At 44.8% G+C, this 16,511-nt stretch carries 14 protein-coding genes; 9 read left to right on the top strand and 5 right to left on the bottom strand.

The genetic code is table 11. The features are described 5' to 3' along the window. Position 1 precedes the first annotated feature (1 nt). Positions 2-1,030, bottom strand: coding sequence for an anthranilate phosphoribosyltransferase (gene trpD / locus OEU88_RS10510; protein ID WP_262695123.1), 1,029 nt, complete (start codon positions 1,028-1,030; stop codon positions 2-4). After that, a complete protein-coding gene (locus OEU88_RS10515) occupies positions 1,023-1,613 on the bottom strand; it encodes an anthranilate synthase component II (RefSeq protein ID WP_262695124.1) in 591 nt (196 codons plus the stop codon). Before OEU88_RS10515 ends, trpD begins: the two co-directional genes overlap by 8 nt. Positions 1,614-1,878: 265 nt before the next feature. Between OEU88_RS10515 and OEU88_RS10520 the strand changes: the two genes are divergently transcribed. Further along, a complete protein-coding gene (locus OEU88_RS10520; protein WP_262695125.1) occupies positions 1,879-2,799 on the top strand; it encodes a divergent polysaccharide deacetylase family protein in 921 nt (306 codons plus the stop codon). A 7-nt stretch (positions 2,800-2,806) separates the two neighbouring features. On the opposite strand, the gene trpE is transcribed toward OEU88_RS10520, so the two are convergent. After that, positions 2,807-4,312, bottom strand: coding sequence for an anthranilate synthase component I (trpE, locus tag OEU88_RS10525; protein ID WP_262695126.1), 1,506 nt, complete (start codon positions 4,310-4,312; stop codon positions 2,807-2,809). Continuing rightward, the gene (locus tag OEU88_RS10530; protein ID WP_262695127.1) at positions 4,309-6,237 is read right to left on the bottom strand and encodes a peptidylprolyl isomerase; all 1,929 of its coding nucleotides are present in this window, start codon (positions 6,235-6,237) and stop codon (positions 4,309-4,311) included. Before OEU88_RS10530 ends, trpE begins: the two co-directional genes overlap by 4 nt. Positions 6,238-6,491: 254 nt before the next feature. On the opposite strand from OEU88_RS10530, the gene tpiA reads away from it, so the two are divergent. The 4 genes from tpiA to OEU88_RS10550 all read left to right on the top strand — a co-directional run bounded on the left by tpiA (position 6,492) and on the right by OEU88_RS10550 (position 10,372). After that, positions 6,492-7,247: a triose-phosphate isomerase gene (gene tpiA / locus OEU88_RS10535; RefSeq protein ID WP_262695128.1), complete on the top strand. Its 756-nt coding sequence runs from the start codon at positions 6,492-6,494 to the stop codon at positions 7,245-7,247. Positions 7,248-7,342: 95 nt separating this feature from the next. Further along, on the top strand, positions 7,343-7,669 hold the full coding sequence (gene secG / locus OEU88_RS10540; protein ID WP_262695129.1) for a preprotein translocase subunit SecG: 327 nt from the start codon (positions 7,343-7,345) through the stop codon (positions 7,667-7,669). 146 nt (positions 7,670-7,815) lie between these two features. Then, the gene (locus OEU88_RS10545) at positions 7,816-9,447 is read left to right on the top strand and encodes a CTP synthase (RefSeq protein WP_262695130.1); all 1,632 of its coding nucleotides are present in this window, start codon (positions 7,816-7,818) and stop codon (positions 9,445-9,447) included. A 166-nt stretch (positions 9,448-9,613) separates the two neighbouring features. Beyond that, complete coding sequence (locus OEU88_RS10550; protein ID WP_262695131.1) at positions 9,614-10,372, top strand: hypothetical protein; 759 nt, start codon at positions 9,614-9,616, stop codon at positions 10,370-10,372. A 39-nt stretch (positions 10,373-10,411) separates the two neighbouring features. Here the strand turns inward: OEU88_RS10550 and OEU88_RS10555 are convergent, their stop codons facing one another. After that, complete coding sequence (locus OEU88_RS10555; protein WP_262695132.1) at positions 10,412-11,950, bottom strand: M20/M25/M40 family metallo-hydrolase; 1,539 nt, start codon at positions 11,948-11,950, stop codon at positions 10,412-10,414. A 187-nt stretch (positions 11,951-12,137) separates the two neighbouring features. On the opposite strand from OEU88_RS10555, the gene eno reads away from it, so the two are divergent. The 4 genes from eno to OEU88_RS10575 all read left to right on the top strand — a co-directional run bounded on the left by eno (position 12,138) and on the right by OEU88_RS10575 (position 16,506). After that, positions 12,138-13,412, top strand: coding sequence for a phosphopyruvate hydratase (gene eno, locus OEU88_RS10560; RefSeq protein WP_262695133.1), 1,275 nt, complete (start codon positions 12,138-12,140; stop codon positions 13,410-13,412). A gap of 168 nt (positions 13,413-13,580) precedes the next feature. Further along, on the top strand, positions 13,581-13,892 hold the full coding sequence (locus tag OEU88_RS10565; protein ID WP_262695134.1) for an FtsB family cell division protein: 312 nt from the start codon (positions 13,581-13,583) through the stop codon (positions 13,890-13,892). 152 nt (positions 13,893-14,044) lie between these two features. Next, positions 14,045-15,097, top strand: coding sequence for a pyruvate dehydrogenase (acetyl-transferring) E1 component subunit alpha (pdhA, locus tag OEU88_RS10570; protein WP_262695135.1), 1,053 nt, complete (start codon positions 14,045-14,047; stop codon positions 15,095-15,097). 11 nt (positions 15,098-15,108) lie between these two features. After that, the gene (locus OEU88_RS10575; protein WP_262695136.1) at positions 15,109-16,506 is read left to right on the top strand and encodes a pyruvate dehydrogenase complex E1 component subunit beta; all 1,398 of its coding nucleotides are present in this window, start codon (positions 15,109-15,111) and stop codon (positions 16,504-16,506) included. Positions 16,507-16,511 lie beyond the last annotated feature (5 nt).

A 16,511-nucleotide genomic window follows, 5' to 3' on the forward strand; every position in this document is an offset into this window, starting at 1 on the left:
GTCACGCCTTACCATCAAATTGCTGAGTGTAGCGAGCCCAGCGTACCATCGTAGCTTTAGCTGCACCGCTATCAATTAACTCACATGCTTTATCTATGCCCGCCTGCAAACTATCTATCTTGCCTCCAACAATGAGGCTAGCTGCTGCATTGAGTGAAACAATATCGCGGAAAGCAGATTTCTCTCCATTCATCATACTTTCAATCGCTAACGCATTGTATTGCGCGTCACCGCCACGAATACACTCAGGTTTAACGAGGTTAATACCAATATCTTCCGGATCAACTTCGAATTCAGTAATAATATTGTCTTTCAATTCGGCGACATAAGTCGTCCCTGTCGTCGTTATTTCGTCCAAACCATCACTTCCGTGCACAACCCAGGCATGGTCGCTACCTAAACCTCTTAGAACTTCAGCTAACGGACGAACCCAGTGGCGATCAAACACTCCCATTACCTGCCGTTTGGCAAGAGCAGGGCTTGAAAGAGGTCCTAGTAAATTAAATATAGTCTTGAACTTGAGAGCCGAGCGTACTGGTACCACATGCCTGACGGCTTGATGATGTGTACGCGCAAACATAAATGTAAAACCAGTTTCATCGAGAGTTTGCTGAACTTGCTGTATGCTGAGTTCAAGGTTTCCGCCAAGCGCCTCCAGCACGTCTGCTGAGCCAGACTTTGATGATGCTGCACGATTACCATGTTTAGCAACAGGTATCCCAGCTGCGGCAATAACAAATGCTGCAGCTGTCGACACATTGAAAGAATCGATTCCGGAACCACCAGTACCACATGTATCAACCGTAGCATCAGGTGCATTAATGCGCGCAGCATTAGCGCGCATGACCTTGGCACCGCCTATAATTTCATCAATGGTTTCGCCGCGCATCCGAAGCGCCGTCAGAAAAGCAGCAATTTGTGCTGAATCGACATCTCCGCTCATTATTCCCTGAAACGCAGAACATGCCTCATCTTCACTTAAGGTTCGACCTGCAACGATATCACTCAATATGGGTGCTAGATCAGGCATCAAGCAGGCTTTCTTTTTCGCAAAACTCAATGAAGTTTCTAATCAAATCATGACCATGTTCGGAGGCTATGCTTTCAGGATGAAACTGAACCCCATGCAATGGGTATTCTTTATGAGAAAGCCCCATGATAATGCCATCATCCGTCTGTGCAGTAACTTTCAGGCATTCAGGGATTGTCTCCGGGTCAACAGTCAGTGAATGATAGCGTGTTGCAACATATGGAGACGGCAAATTAGCAAAAATGCTTTCTTCTGAATGGAAAATGTCGCTGGTTTTTCCGTGCATTACATAAGGTGCCTTAACAACAGAAGCGCCGAAAACCTGCGCGATTGTCTGATGACCAAGACACACACCGAGAATAGGGATTGTATCCTTAAGCGCCCTGACAAGATCAAGGCAAATACCAGCTTCATTCGGCGTACATGGACCTGGGCTAATGACTATACCTTTAGGTTTTTTAGCAATTACATCTTCGACGCTTATTTGATCATTACGATAGACTGCCACATCCACGCCCAATTCCACGAGATAATGGTACAAATTGTATGTAAAGCTGTCGTAGTTATCGATTAATATATACATTATATGATCTTCATTAATGCCAATTAATCGGCAATTTATTTCGACCCTCATACTAAGGCGCTTGGTTTTAACAGGCAAGAGAAGGCCACATAAATATCTAAAACTTTTCGTGACACATAATTCACTTAAATCTTTTATTTAGTATCGCAAAATAGAGTAAGTTTTTCTTTCTATGAAGTATTCCCGTCATAACCAGAGAGTAACGACAAAGAAGTGGGCAATTGGCTTGTATACTGTAATTGTTATTACGATTTTTGGAGTGATGATGACTGCATTGTTGGAGCAGAACACCGCTGTTTCCTCTGTTAACGATTTAGGTATATCTCAAGCCGAGCTTACAGCGATTGTAGAAGAATACGCAGGAACAAATACGGATGTAAAAACGCCCGAACTTGTTGAGTCAAAAACTCTTCAACTTTCTGAAAACTATCCTTCAAGCACTGCCAACAGAGCGGCCTGGACTCATCATGCCGTTAACTGGAGCGAAACCGACAAGCCGAAGATTGCAATTATCATTGATGATTTGGGATTAGACGAAGAAGCAACATATACTTTTGCCAAGATGACAGGTCCGCTAACGCTGGCATACTTGCCATACGCTGAACATCTTGAGGCACAAACAAAGCTTATTCGCGAAGCAGGGCATGAATTAATGGTTCACCTGCCAATGCAGTCACAGCGTGAAACAGCAGATCCCGGCGATAATGCATTGCTTGCGGATTTGACGTTCGACGAGTTTTCCAAACGCTTAGAGTGGAATCTCTCTCGATTCGATAATTATGTAGGCATTAACAACCACATGGGAAGCAGTTTAACTGAAAACCCCGGCTTAATGGTCCGCGTTATGGCGCGATTAAAACGCGACGGCCATCTTTTTGTGGATAGTCTCACAACACCTGATAGCGTTGGCGTTCGTGCGGCAAATGCCGTCAATGTACCCTATGCAAAACGTGATGTGTTTCTAGATAATGAACGAAATCCAGATTATATCCGCGGGCAAATAGCAACGCTTGAACGTATAGCAAGAAAACGCGGATATGCTGTTGGTATTGGGCATCCATACCCTGAAACAATAACAGAGTTAAAAAGGTGGCAAGAAACACTAGAGGGTAAAGAATTACAGCTCGTGCCCATCAGTCAAATCGTCAACATTACGAATGAACGGCGCAAAATAGTTACAAAATAATGATCATTTATCCGCGATTTGAAGAGGCAAAGCGCAATGCTTCCTTTGCTGCCACAACAAGCGCGCGAGCCTTATTAACACATTCCTGATATTCTGATTCAGGGTCACTGTCAGCAACTACGCCTGCACCTGCCTGAACATGCATTTCACCATCTTTTACAATAGCGGTACGCAAGACAATCGCACTATCCATTGAACCGTTTGCACTAAAATAACCGACACTACCGGCATATGGACCGCGTGCGTCCACTTCAAGTTCGTCAATTACCTCCATTGCGCGCACTTTTGGTGCACCAGAAACTGTACCTGCCGGAAATCCTGCGGACAAAGCGTCAATCGCATCATATTTGGGATCAATATCACCAACTACATTCGAGACGATATGCATAACATGGGAATAATATTCTACAGTATTACGCGCTGTCACATTAACAGTTCCGGCTTTTGCAACACGACCAACATCATTACGCCCTAAATCCAGTAACATCAAATGCTCAGCCAGCTCTTTTTTGTCTGCCAATAAATCATCAGTTAATGCCTGGTCTTCTTCCGGCGTTTTACCGCGTTTGCGTGTTCCTGCAATCGGGCGAATTGTTACTTCATTATCTCTTAGCCGCACCAAAATCTCTGGACTGGAACCAACAATGGCAAAATCGTCAAATGACAGGTGATACATAAAAGGTGATGGATTGGTGCGCCTTAGTGCACGGTAAAGAGCAAACGGCGGCAATTCAAAAGGCATTGTAAAACGCTGACTAAGGACAACCTGGAAAATATCCCCTTCCAGAATGTATTCTTGTGCTCGCTTAACAATATCCAGATATTGTTCTTTTGGCGTGTTGGAAACTGGCTCATTAAACAGCGGTGCAGCGACTGATTGAGAAAGCGGCAATTGAGCATCCAACCGGTCCAGCATGCTGTCGATCAAGCCTTGAGCTTCACCGAAGGCTTTGGCAGCAGTAACATCGTCTTCTGGCCGAACTGGAATAACAATGGTTATCAGGTTAGTTACACTATCAAAAATTGCCATCACAGTTGGTCGAATAAATAACGAAGTTGCCAAACCAAGTGGGTCAGGGCGGGCAGGGCCAATATCTTCCATCTGGCGAACAATATCGTAAGCCATATACCCTACAAGACCTGCAGCCATTGGTGGCAACGGGTGCGGTAGGTCTATTAAACTTTCATCAACTAGTGCACGAAGACTTTCAAGCGGAGGCCGTTTATCAGCAATAAACGCTGTAGAATTTTGATGAAAATTTCTGCATATCTCTACATTTTCATCACGGTTTCGCCAAACGATGTCAGGGCGCAATCCAATGATAGAATACCTCTCCCGGTGATCACCACCTTCAACAGATTCGAGCAAACAGCTATGTGTTTCACCTTTGGTAAGCTTCATATACGCCGAAACCGGCGTATCCAAATCAGCAACTAAAGAACGAAATAGTACCTGCGGCGCACCCGCATTATAGCCATTTGAAAATTCATCGAAGTCTATCGTATCAATCACTGAAGGTTTTCAGACGTAAATAGTTGATTAATGAGAATATTATTGATTTCTGCAGGATAACGCTGCGCTAAATATGCCTGATACTGAACAAACAAATCTTCCTGAAAGCCAGCGTTAAGTTGATCAAGCAGTGTATCCACTGTAGCCAAAGAAGTTGCTGGATCACCAGGCTCAGCAGAAAGCACTTTAACCACGACATAGCCATTACCGTCAGCAGATACTTCACTATCCGTTTCGCCAACATCTAGATCAAAAATCAAATTACGAATATTAGCAGAAAGGCTTGAATTGCCATCACTGCTACGCGCAACATTGTTCGCATCAAATGACGTACCGCCAAGCTCGTCAGCAACCAATTCTGCACTTTCACCGTTGCGAAGTCTTTCAGCAGCAGCATCAGCGATTTCACCGGCTCTTGCTTGTCTTTTTTGCGCGATCAAATCAGTCTCAACACGAAAGCGTACATCTTCCAAAGCTTGTTCAGCGGGTTCATCAATTGAAGTTACCTTTAATATATAAACACCAGCTGTTGCGTCGGTTGGGTTAAGGTCAATCAATTCAGGCTCTGCTTCCAGTTCTTCACGGAAGGCAGCGGATTGAACAATATATTCATTTTGCTGCGTCACAACACGTGTACCGTCTGTGCCCACACCGCTTGCATCAACACCAGTAACAACAGCAAGCGGCAGCCCTACAGTTGTAGCAATTTCGGACAAATCCGCTGTGTCTTCCAAGGCTGTATCAATACGCTCCTGATAATCAAACAATATATCAATTGCTTGTTCATTACGGTAATCAGCCTCCAGTTCGGCTCTCACTTCTTCTAAAGGGCGCGCTTCAGTATTTATGACCTCAGAGACCATAAATACATTCCAACCAGAAATGTCTTCAACTGGGATAGACGCTGTGTTTTCCGCCAACTCAAAAACAATACGAGCAGCATCTGTACCAAATATCGTTTCAAGCTCTGCTTGATTGTTTTCACCTAGCTCAAGTTCATTGGCTACAAATTCAGTTGTTGCCACCGCTGTTTCCACAAAGTCAGCGCCAGCGTTTACACTTTCAACAAATGTTTGAGCATCTTCTTCATTGTTAAAATTTACCTGCAGGATATCACGGCGTTCAGATGGAGCATACTCAGCACTCCGGCGCTCATAAAGGTCTTCAACTGTTCCCTCAGGCACTTCAACTTCCGAAGCAAAATAATCCGGTGTAAGTAGAAGATACTCGTATGAACGGCGTTCTGGAGTCATGTATGAAGCTTTACTTGCTTCATAATATGTTGCGATTTCCTCTTCAGTAGGCGCTGGAATATCAGTCAAATCTGCTGACGTAATATTAATTAACGAAGCATTCCGGCGTTCACCACGCCAAACATGAAGGTTATCAGCAAGGCTACGCGGCACCATGTTTTCAATTAAAAAACTCTCAAGCAATTGCTGCCGTGCAACACCAGAACGAATATCGTCAAATAGTTCACGCTCCGTTGTTTGAGAGCTAAAGAGTGCTTGCTGCATTAGTTGAGGACTAAAACTACCATCCGGAGACTGAAAAGCCTCAATTTCACTAATTTGCTTGGCTAATTGCTCATCAGTGGCACGCAAACCCAGACTAGATACATGTTCGCGAATAGCGGCATCCACAATCATCTGACTCAGAATTTGACGATCAAGTTGCATCATCTGGATAAGTTGCGGCGTACTGATGTCACTACCAAATTGCACTTGTAGTTGCTGCGCGCGTTGTTGAACCGCCCTAAAAAACCGGTCAGTTCCAACTTCAGTGCTGCCAACAGTGGCAACAGATTGATTTGACCCACTCAGCATACCGGGACCAATACCCCAGATTGCGAATGCCGCAATAAGAAGACCAAGTAATGCCGTGACGAAAAAGGAGTTAAGACCCCCGCGCAGTTTGAGCAGCATTTGCTGTTGCTCCCTTTATCAAATACCCAATGTGACCACTATACAGTCTGCCAGCATGTCACCTTTAATTACAAGACAGCATCCTTAGCGCTGCAAACCTTGAAAAACAAGTCTGACGATGTAGTTCGGCGTCAAAACGAGCAAATTAATCTATCAATCGCGCTAGCGATACAAAATGAAATTTGATAGGTACATCGTTAATCGCCGTTTGCACTCGTTATGCAAACCAACTTTGACATTGAAAGAAACAATTGATGACGCACCCAAAATCGATAGTCGCCGGCAACTGGAAAATGAATGGTCTAAGTGACAGTATTGCGCAACTAGATGCTTTAGCTGGGATGTTGGACAAAGGGGTAAAAGCAGATTGTGACGTGCTGATCTGCCCACCATTTACACTATTATCCGCGTTTGCAATGCAAACGCCAACCTCAGTTGCGATCGGGGCGCAAGATTGTCATATGAATAGCTCCGGAGCACACACCGGCGACATTAGTGCAGAAATGATTAAAGATACCGGTGCGTCATATGTGATAATTGGTCACTCTGAACGACGTGCTGACCACGGCGAAACTAATGAAATCGTTTCAGCAAAGGCCAAGGCAGCAATACATATTGGCCTTAAAGCAATCATTTGTGTGGGTGAAACAGAATCACAGCGCGATGCAGGTCAAACACTTTCAGTGGTATTGTCACAAGTGATCGATTCTATACCTTCGGATGCATCAGCCGATGATTTTATAATTGCATATGAACCTGTATGGGCGATTGGCACAGGGCGTACGCCAACCGTTCAAGATGTTGCAGATGTTCATGCAGCTATTCGCAAACAACTTGTTGACCGTTTTACCGAAGCAGGGAAGGGCATTGCAATTTTGTACGGAGGGTCAGTTAAACCGTCCAATGCCGATGAACTTATGAGTGTTGAAAACGTCAACGGTGCCCTTGTTGGTGGCGCCAGTTTAAAAGCAGAAGATTTCAACGGAATCATCGACGCATACAGAAAATAGCTTTTTCACTTGGCAACTAGGCGTAATTTAGGATAGAAACCGCGCTTTGTAGTGTGCGCTCGTTATAGCGCTAAATAACCAGACGGATTATACCGATGGAAACGATTTTATTAACCATCCACCTGATTGTTGCAATTGCAATGGTCACCACAATATTGTTGCAACGCTCTGAAGGCGGTGCACTTGGTATCGGCGGCGGCGCAGGTGGCATGATGACAGCGCGCGGCGCTGGCGATGCCTTGTCCAAAACGACAAAATGGCTTGCCATTATCTTTCTTGCTAACTCTTTGGCATTGGGCTGGATATCAGCCAACAACGATGACAACGCTTCGGTGATTGATCAGGCGATAGAGCAAGGAGAGCAAAATCAGGAAAATGTGCTCCCTGAAATACCAACCGTCCCACAGGACGGCGAGGGATAAGAGACTAAAACGCGGGGGCCAAGAGCCCCCGCTTCTCTTTTATAGAGACTAAAAACAAGATTTTGATTTACAGATTAGCTCTGTAGTCATGGTGAGAAAGATATGTCCACAACGAGTGGACTATATCATTTTGCATGAGAGGCTTTATGACGCGTTATATATTCATCACAGGCGGTGTTGTTAGTTCATTAGGAAAAGGGCTCCTGTCTGCGTCGCTAGGCGCATTATTACAGGCCCGCGGATACTCTGTACGTTTACGTAAGTTGGATCCCTACTTGAATGTAGACCCTGGAACAATGAGCCCGTATCAACACGGTGAAGTATATGTAACAGATGATGGTGCTGAAACAGACCTAGACCTTGGTCACTATGAGCGCTTTACAGGTGTTGCTTCACGTCAAAGCGATAATATTACCTCTGGACGGATATATCAGCAGATCATCAGCAAAGAACGACGCGGTGACTATCTTGGTGGTACAGTTCAGGTAATTCCACATGTTACTGACGCCATCAAAGAGTTTGCGTTGGCTGATCAAGATAATATTGACTTTATGCTTTGCGAGATTGGTGGCACAGCAGGTGACATTGAAGCCGCACCGTTTATGGAAGCTATTCGCCAACTTTCAATCGACCTTGGCCGTGGGCGCTCCATTTTTGTGCATTTAACGCTGGTGCCTTACTTGGCCGCTGCAGGTGAGTTGAAAACAAAGCCAACTCAACACAGTGTGCGCGATCTACGTTCTATTGGTATTCAGCCAGATATTCTTGTTTGTCGATCAGAGCACCCGATCCCAGATTCTGAACGTCGCAAAATGTCACTCTATTGCAATGTATCTGAAACCGCCGTTATTCCTGCACTGGATGCGCCGTCCATTTATTCTGTTCCGGTAAACTACCATAAAGAAGGACTTGATGTTGAAGTACTGAAGGCATTTGGGCTTGCACATTCACAAGTGCCTGATTTGCACCGCTGGGAAGACATCATGGACCGGGTTGAAAATCCGGAAGGTGAAGTAACAATTGCTGTTGTTGGCAAATACACTGGCCTAAGAGACGCCTATAAATCACTCAACGAAGCGCTGATTCATGGCGGTATTGCAAATAAAGTTAAAGTTAACATTGAATGGATCGAATCTGAATTATTCGAACAAGAAGACGCAATTACAAAACTTGAAAACGTAAACGCTATTCTTGTACCAGGTGGTTTTGGTAAACGAGGGACCGAAGGCAAGATAGCCGCAGTTAAGTTTGCCCGCGAGCGCGGTGTGCCATACTTTGGCATCTGCCTTGGCATGCAAATGGCAACGATTGAAGCTGCGCGCAACCTGGCTGGTCATACAGAAGCAAGCTCCACTGAATTTGAAGAACACGATAATCCTGTTGTCGGTTTAATTACCGAATGGGTAAGTGCAGATGGAAGCATTGAAACAAGGACAGAAGAAACTGAACTTGGCGGCACAATGCGCTTAGGTGCCTATACAGCACACCTGAAAGAAGGATCTAAAACCGCAGAGATATACGGTAATACAGTTATTTCAGAGCGACACCGCCATAGATATGAAGTTAATGTTGGATATGTTGAGAAACTCGAAAAAGCCGGCGTTTTATTCTCGGGCATGTCACCCGATGGCGCTTTGCCTGAAATAATTGAGCTCCCAGACCACCCTTGGTTTATTGGTGTTCAGTTCCATCCAGAACTAAAATCAAAGCCTCTTGATCCGCACCCCTTATTTGCCAGTTTTGTCAAGGCTGCTGTAGCACAGAGCAGATTAGTTTAAAATAAACACGCTAATCATTTGCATAATTTTTATATATTAGGAGGTTTCGGCCTCCTTTTTGCATTGTCTAGTTTTGATTAATTACGCACGAGCAAAATTTGCCGGTGTTAGTAACAAAATTTACGAGGCTCCGATGCATCAATATACATTCATATTATGTGTTTTCATGTCATTTCTTGCGCTATCTCCCGCGCATGCAGATCGCCAGAAACAGGCTCAAAAAGCTTTTACTGATGCTCAATATATTGTGACGCATTACCGGGACACACTAGACAATGAAAAATTATTTGAAGCAGATCGTTTAATTGAAAGCGCGTGGCGCGATTTAAAACATTTTTACGGTACAACAACTGCGTTATCATCAGACCTTGCCCTTATTCGCGCTCGTTCAGCAAGCAGTAGAAAAGACAAAGCACGCGTTACAGAGGCGTGGCAAACTGCACTCAGTTTACAGCCAGCTAACTTGCCAGCAGCGCGAAGACTTTCATTGAATATCGCTGCTGCAAACGCAACAGGAACAGCCGGCGATGTTCAATCGTCTACACGTTATTTCGCTGCAGCTAGAACCTATGCATTTTCACGAGATAAAGACGCAAAGGAACTACAGCTTCGGCTCCGCCTTCAAGAACTTAAACTTGTAGGAGCATCATTTCCGTGGCGCAAACTAAATGACAACCTATTGGATATGCGCAATTTCTCTGAGGGTTTTGCGATGTGGACATTGCCTCGGCTTGATGCATTGTTAGGTGAAGCAGAATTAAGGTTGTCTCTAGAGCCCGAAAAAGATCATAAACGCAACAATTTAGCCGACTTGAAAGCAAAAATAATTCTGCTCACCAAAGGCATGGAGGGCAATATCCCTCCCAATTACATTGAGCGCGTTCGCAACTTCTATTACGCAATCGAAGATTATTACGACCTTTAATCAACGGTCAAAATAACCGACAGCATAAATGGACCACGGTTACTTGCCGTAATTCTGTATAACCGCCGCATAAATCGATATTGCGTCCCACAAGTTTTGAATGCGCATGTTTTCATTACGTCCATGTTGATTGTTATCATGATTGGCAATAGGCAAAACAATGATAGGTGCTTTCAGGTTTCTCTCAAAAACCACGATTGGCAAACTACCGCCAAGCGTTGGGGTTTGCATGGTCTTTTGGCCGTCAATTTGATCAAGTATTGAGACAAGTTTAAGCGATTCTTTGCCATCAAGTGGTGTTTTGAATGCACCGTAACCACCAGGACGCCAATCAAGTTTAATGATACGAGGATATTTTCGCCTATCATCAAGTGACGGCGCGGTTCTCACCACACGATAACCAAGCGATCGGAAATGCGCTTCAATCTTGCGCTCAACACCTCTAGGTGTTTGATTTTTAACAAGCCTGAAGTTAATTGATGCCTTTGCGGTTGGCTGAATAATATTGCGTGATTTATCCTCAACACCTCCAGCCTGAAAACCCTTAATGACAATTGCTGGTTCCATGACCAGTTCTTCAATGCGTTTCTCTGGTCGCTCTCTTTCAGCCAATGCCAATTCATTTTTCAGACTGTCATCAATATTAGGGATAGCGGCAATTGCCGCGCTTTCGGCAGGTGTAATTGAAGGCACATCATCGTAAAAGTTTGCAACAGCGATACTGCCATCTTCATTCTTTAAACTATTCAATGCACGGATCATTATATCCGTAGGGTTTGGTGCCCAATTTCCATAATGGCCGCTATGAAGCGGACGAGCAGGACCATATGTTTCCAGTTCCAGGGTCATTGCACCTCGCATACCGTATACAAGCTGCCGTTTGCCGCTTTGATGCAGAGGCGCATCGCAGAAAAGAATAAGATCACTCTTAAGCAGGTTACCATGTGCCTTCAGAATCTTATCAAGCGTTGGGCTACCAATTTCTTCTTCACCATCCAAAATAAGTTTAATGTTGATTGAAGGTTGAATACCAGCTGCTTGCATCGCATCCAAAGCAGCCATCAGAGCAATTACAGGAGCTTTATCATCACCCGCAGATCGCGCAAATATCCGCCACATAGGGTCTATGGAATCATTGTCCTTAGGCCATGATATGACGGGCGCACCGCCTTCAACGGTACCGGCACGAAGCGTTGGCTCAAATGGTGGCGAAGCCCAGTTTTCGGCTATAGCTGGCTGTCCATCAAAATGCGCATAAAATAATACAGTCGTTGTTGCACCATCTACCAAGCGCTCTGCAATTACATAGGGCGCTCCGCCAGCTCTCACAATTTGAGAATCAAACCCACGCTTAGCGATATACTCTGTAATCCACTCTGCATTTTTTTGTTTCTGACCTTTACGAGCACCAGTATTGGGAATGGAGAGAAATTCTTTAAAATCATTCAATATTCTGAGTGCATTATTACTGCGAAACTCAGATACATAATCCAGCTCGCTCGCGCTTATAGATTTGCCAGCTGAGAATATGAAAACCAGTGAACACACCAAGACAAATTTTAGTTTCCAATAATTCACTTTAATCTCCCCGTAACAAGTACAATCACTTTGTTATTTACCTGACCAGGCAAACATCATCCAATACTGATCACGTAACATCAAAACAATCAACCAGTAGTCCTTGCGAGTTTCCTGCATTACGAGTAATAAAATACTGTTTTACTGCATTTAGTGCAGGCCATTTCATTTATTTAGGATTTACTCGATGACTGCCATTATCGATATTATTGGGCGCGAAATTTTAGATAGTCGCGGAAACCCAACTGTTGAAGTTGACGTTATTCTTGATGACGGTTCATTTGGACGTGCAGCTGTGCCGTCTGGCGCATCAACAGGTGCATACGAAGCTGTTGAACTGCGCGATGGTGGTGGCCGCTACCGCGGCAAGGGTGTGTTAGATGCAGTTGATGCTGTAAACGGAGAACTATTTGAAGCTCTGGTCGGTCTTGATGCTGAAGACCAACTTACCATTGATCAGATTATGCGTGACCTTGATGGGACAGAAAACAAAAGCCGCGTAGGAGCCAACGCTATCCTTGGCATATCTATGGCTATAGCAAAAGCCAGCGCAGATAGCATTGGCATGCCATTATATCGATACATCGGCGGTGCACATGCACATGTAATGCCCGTACCAATGATGAACATCATCAATGGCGGCGAGCATGCAGACAACCCCATCGACGTTCAAGAATTTATGATAATGCCCGTCAATGCGGATAGTTGCACAGACGCGATACGCATGGGTGCAGAAATATTCCATGAGTTAAAAGATAAGCTGAAAGCTGCTGGTCACAACACTGCTGTTGGTGACGAGGGCGGGTTTGCCCCAAACCTTGGTGGCAGCGAAGAAGCAATTAAATTCATCATGGCAGCTATTGAAAGCGCTGGTTACAAGGCCGGCGAAGATGTTTATCTTGCTATGGATGCCGCCGCATCAGAATTTTATGAAGACGGCGTTTACCACCTCAAAGGTGAAGACAAAAAATTAACGTCAACAGAACTTGTCGCGTACTGGACAGATCTTGTTAACCGTTATCCTATTATATCCATTGAGGACGGTATGGACGAAGATGACTGGGAAGGCTGGAAGGCACTAACGGAAGCAATAGGCGACAAATGCCAACTCGTTGGTGACGACTTATTCGTTACTAACCCTACGCGTCTTGCTGAAGGTATCGAGAAGGGTGTTGCTAACTCCATACTCGTCAAAGTTAATCAAATCGGAACATTATCTGAAACGATGCAGGCCGTGGACATGGCACACCGTGCAAAATATACATCGGTAATGTCTCATCGTTCTGGCGAAACTGAAGATGCAACCATTGCTGATCTGGCTGTTGCTCTGAATTGTGGTCAGATAAAAACAGGGTCACTCGCGCGTTCTGACCGGTTGGCTAAGTACAATCAGTTAATTCGCATTGAAGAAGAACTTGGCGCTTCGGCAGTTTATGCTGGCACGAGCATTTTAAAAAAATAAAAAAACCACACTGCGCGGTGGTCAAACTCATCTGATTTCCGCGCAATAATCTATCATTTCGAATCACAATAAAAATCAAAGCTTTAAAATAGCGATTTACAATAAAAATCGCCTGATTTGTTCACTTTTCTCTTGCTTATGCGACTCGAGAATGAGATGATTCGAATCATGAAAAGAATCGGAAACATAATACACGGAATGGGGCGCAGCTGGCAGGCTGGGTTCTGGATGCTTCTTGTGGCTTATTTTGCTTTTCATGCCTTTAACGGAGCTAACAGTATTAGTGCTCTTAAAAACTTACAAGTACAAGAACAAGAACTACTTGCCCTCGCTCAAGCTGTTCGTACAGAACGCCTCATGATGGAAAGCCGCACACGTGCAATGTCAGGTACAAAAGTTGACCCCGATATGCTTGAACAACAAGTCCGTGTTCGTCTTGGCTTTACACACCCCGACGAAGTGATTGTTATAACTAACTAATCACAAACGATTAACTAACTTTAAGTTAATTTAATATTTCACATTTATTTCATATACTTATATGATATTGCAAATTTCATTTTTCCCCTGTATCCATAGGCGAGTTTTGTAAGCGTTGGGCGTTTCCCCGCGACCTTTTCAGGAAGGCCGATATGACCACTAAGAAAAACACAACAAAATCCACATCTAAATCTTCATCAACGAAAGCATCTCCGCGTCGTCGCGCAGTTAAATCAGCGATGTATAGACCATCTGACGATGACCTTATTGCCTTTTATCGACAAATGCTGTTGATACGGCGGTTTGAAGAAAAAGCTGGTCAGATGTATGGAATGGGGCTGATCGGTGGATTTTGCCATTTGTATATCGGTCAAGAAGCTGTTGTAACAGGCGTTCAGACAGCTTTGAAAGACGGCGACAAAGTGATTAGCGGATACCGCGAACATGGTCACTTGCTTGCTGTAGGTGCTGACCCAAAGGCTGTTATGGCAGAGTTAACAGGGCGTTCCGGCGGTGTATCACAAGGCAAGGGTGGTTCAATGCATATGTTTGATCCCGCTCGTGGTTTCTATGGTGGCCACGGTATTGTGGGTGCGCAAGTAGCGCTGGGAACAGGCCTTGGTTTTGCGAACAAGTACCGTAAGACGGATAATGTGTCAGTCGCATATTTTGGTGATGGTGCAGCCAACCAAGGGCAAGTTTACGAGAGCTTCAATATGGCGCGTATATGGAATTTGCCTGTTATTTATATCATTGAGAATAATCAATACGCAATGGGTACCAGTGTTAGCCGCTCAAGTTCGCAGGTTGAATTGTTCCGCCGCGGTGAAAGCTTTAATATTGAAGGCAAGCAAGTTGATGGCATGAATGTTTTGGCTGTTCGCGGTGCTATGGAAGAAGCAGTAAAGATATGCCGTGAAGGTAAAGGCCCTGCAATTCTCGAGATGAAAACATATCGCTACCGGGGTCATTCAATGTCAGACCCTGCTAAGTACCGCTCCAAGGAAGAAGTGAAAAAGATGCGGGCAGAACATGATCCCATTGATCAGGTTAAGGAAATGATACTGAAAGCCGGAGTTATGGACGAAGCTGCTCTGAAAGACGTGGATAAGGAAATGAAAAGTATCATTTCTGATGCTGCAGCATTTGCTCAAGAATGTCCTGAACCTGAGTTGAGCGAACTTTATACAGATGTAATGGCGTAAGGAGCAGAATAATGGCTATTGAAATTACGATGCCCGCACTTTCGCCGACAATGGAAGAAGGCACACTTGCAACATGGCTTGTTAAAGTTGGTGATACAGTTGCCTCTGGTGATGTGCTCGCTGAAATTGAAACTGACAAAGCAACAATGGAAGTGGAAAGCATAGATGACGGCGTTGTTGCCAAAATTCTTGTTGAAGCTGGTACTGATGAAGTAAAAGTTGGTACCTTGATCGCTATTCTGGCGGAAGAAGGCGAAGACCCTAATGCATTAGATACGCCAACTAAAGCTAGTTCAGCACCGGATAACCAAGGCAATACCGCCGAAGGCGCTAAGGCAGAAACATTAACAGAGGTTACTGAAACTGCTGCACAGCCTAAACCAGCAATAGTAGCAGAAGATGTTCATATTCCTGATGGCACACCGATGCAGAACATAACTGTGCGTGAAGCGCTGCGTGACGCCATGGCAGAGGAAATGCGCCTAGACCCTGATGTATTTGTTATGGGTGAAGAGGTTGCTGAGTATCAAGGTGCTTACAAGGTAACACAAGGATTACTTGATGAATTTGGTTCTGAGCGGGTCGTAGACACGCCCATTACCGAGCATGGCTTTGCCGGACTAGGTGCTGGTGCTGCCTTCGCTGGCCTGAAACCTGTTATTGAATTTATGACATTCAATTTTGCCATGCAGGCCATTGATCACATCATCAACTCTGCAGCAAAAACACGCTATATGTCAGGTGGCCTCGTTGAATGTCCAATCGTATTCCGCGGCCCCAACGGTGCCGCTAGCCGTGTTGGCGCTCAACACAGTCAAAACTATGCATCGTGGTATGCCAATGTACCGGGTCTTATCGTTATTGCGCCTTATGACGCAGCTGATAACAAAGGTTTGCTAAAAGCTGCTATTCGTAACCCGAACCCTGTCGTGTTCCTTGAAAACGAATTGATGTACGGCGAAAGCTTCGATGTGCCTGATATGGAAGAATATGTAGTGCCTATCGGAAAAGCACGCACTTTCCGTGAAGGTACAGATGTTACGATCATTTCCTACTCAATCACTGTTGGACAGGCATTAAGAGCTGCAGAAAAACTGGCGGAAGAGGGTATTAGCGCCGAGGTCATCGACCTGCGCACTATTCGCCCATTAGATATAGATGCTGTTATTGAAAGTGTGAAGAAAACCAACCGCTGCGTTGTGGCAGAAGAAGGGTGGCCGCAATGCTCTGTTGCCAGCGATATCTCTGCGCAATTGATGGAACAAGCGTTTGATTGGTTGGATGCACCCGTAACACGCGTTAACAGCGTTGATGTGCCACTACCATATGCCGCCAACCTGGAAAAGGCCGCCGTTGTTGATGCTGACAAAATTATCGCAGCGGCAAAAGCCGTTTGTTACGAAGAGTAGGAGGA

This window comes from Kordiimonas aquimaris, from assembly GCF_025574485.1.
Taxonomy (GTDB): domain Bacteria; phylum Pseudomonadota; class Alphaproteobacteria; order Sphingomonadales; family Kordiimonadaceae; genus Kordiimonas; species Kordiimonas aquimaris.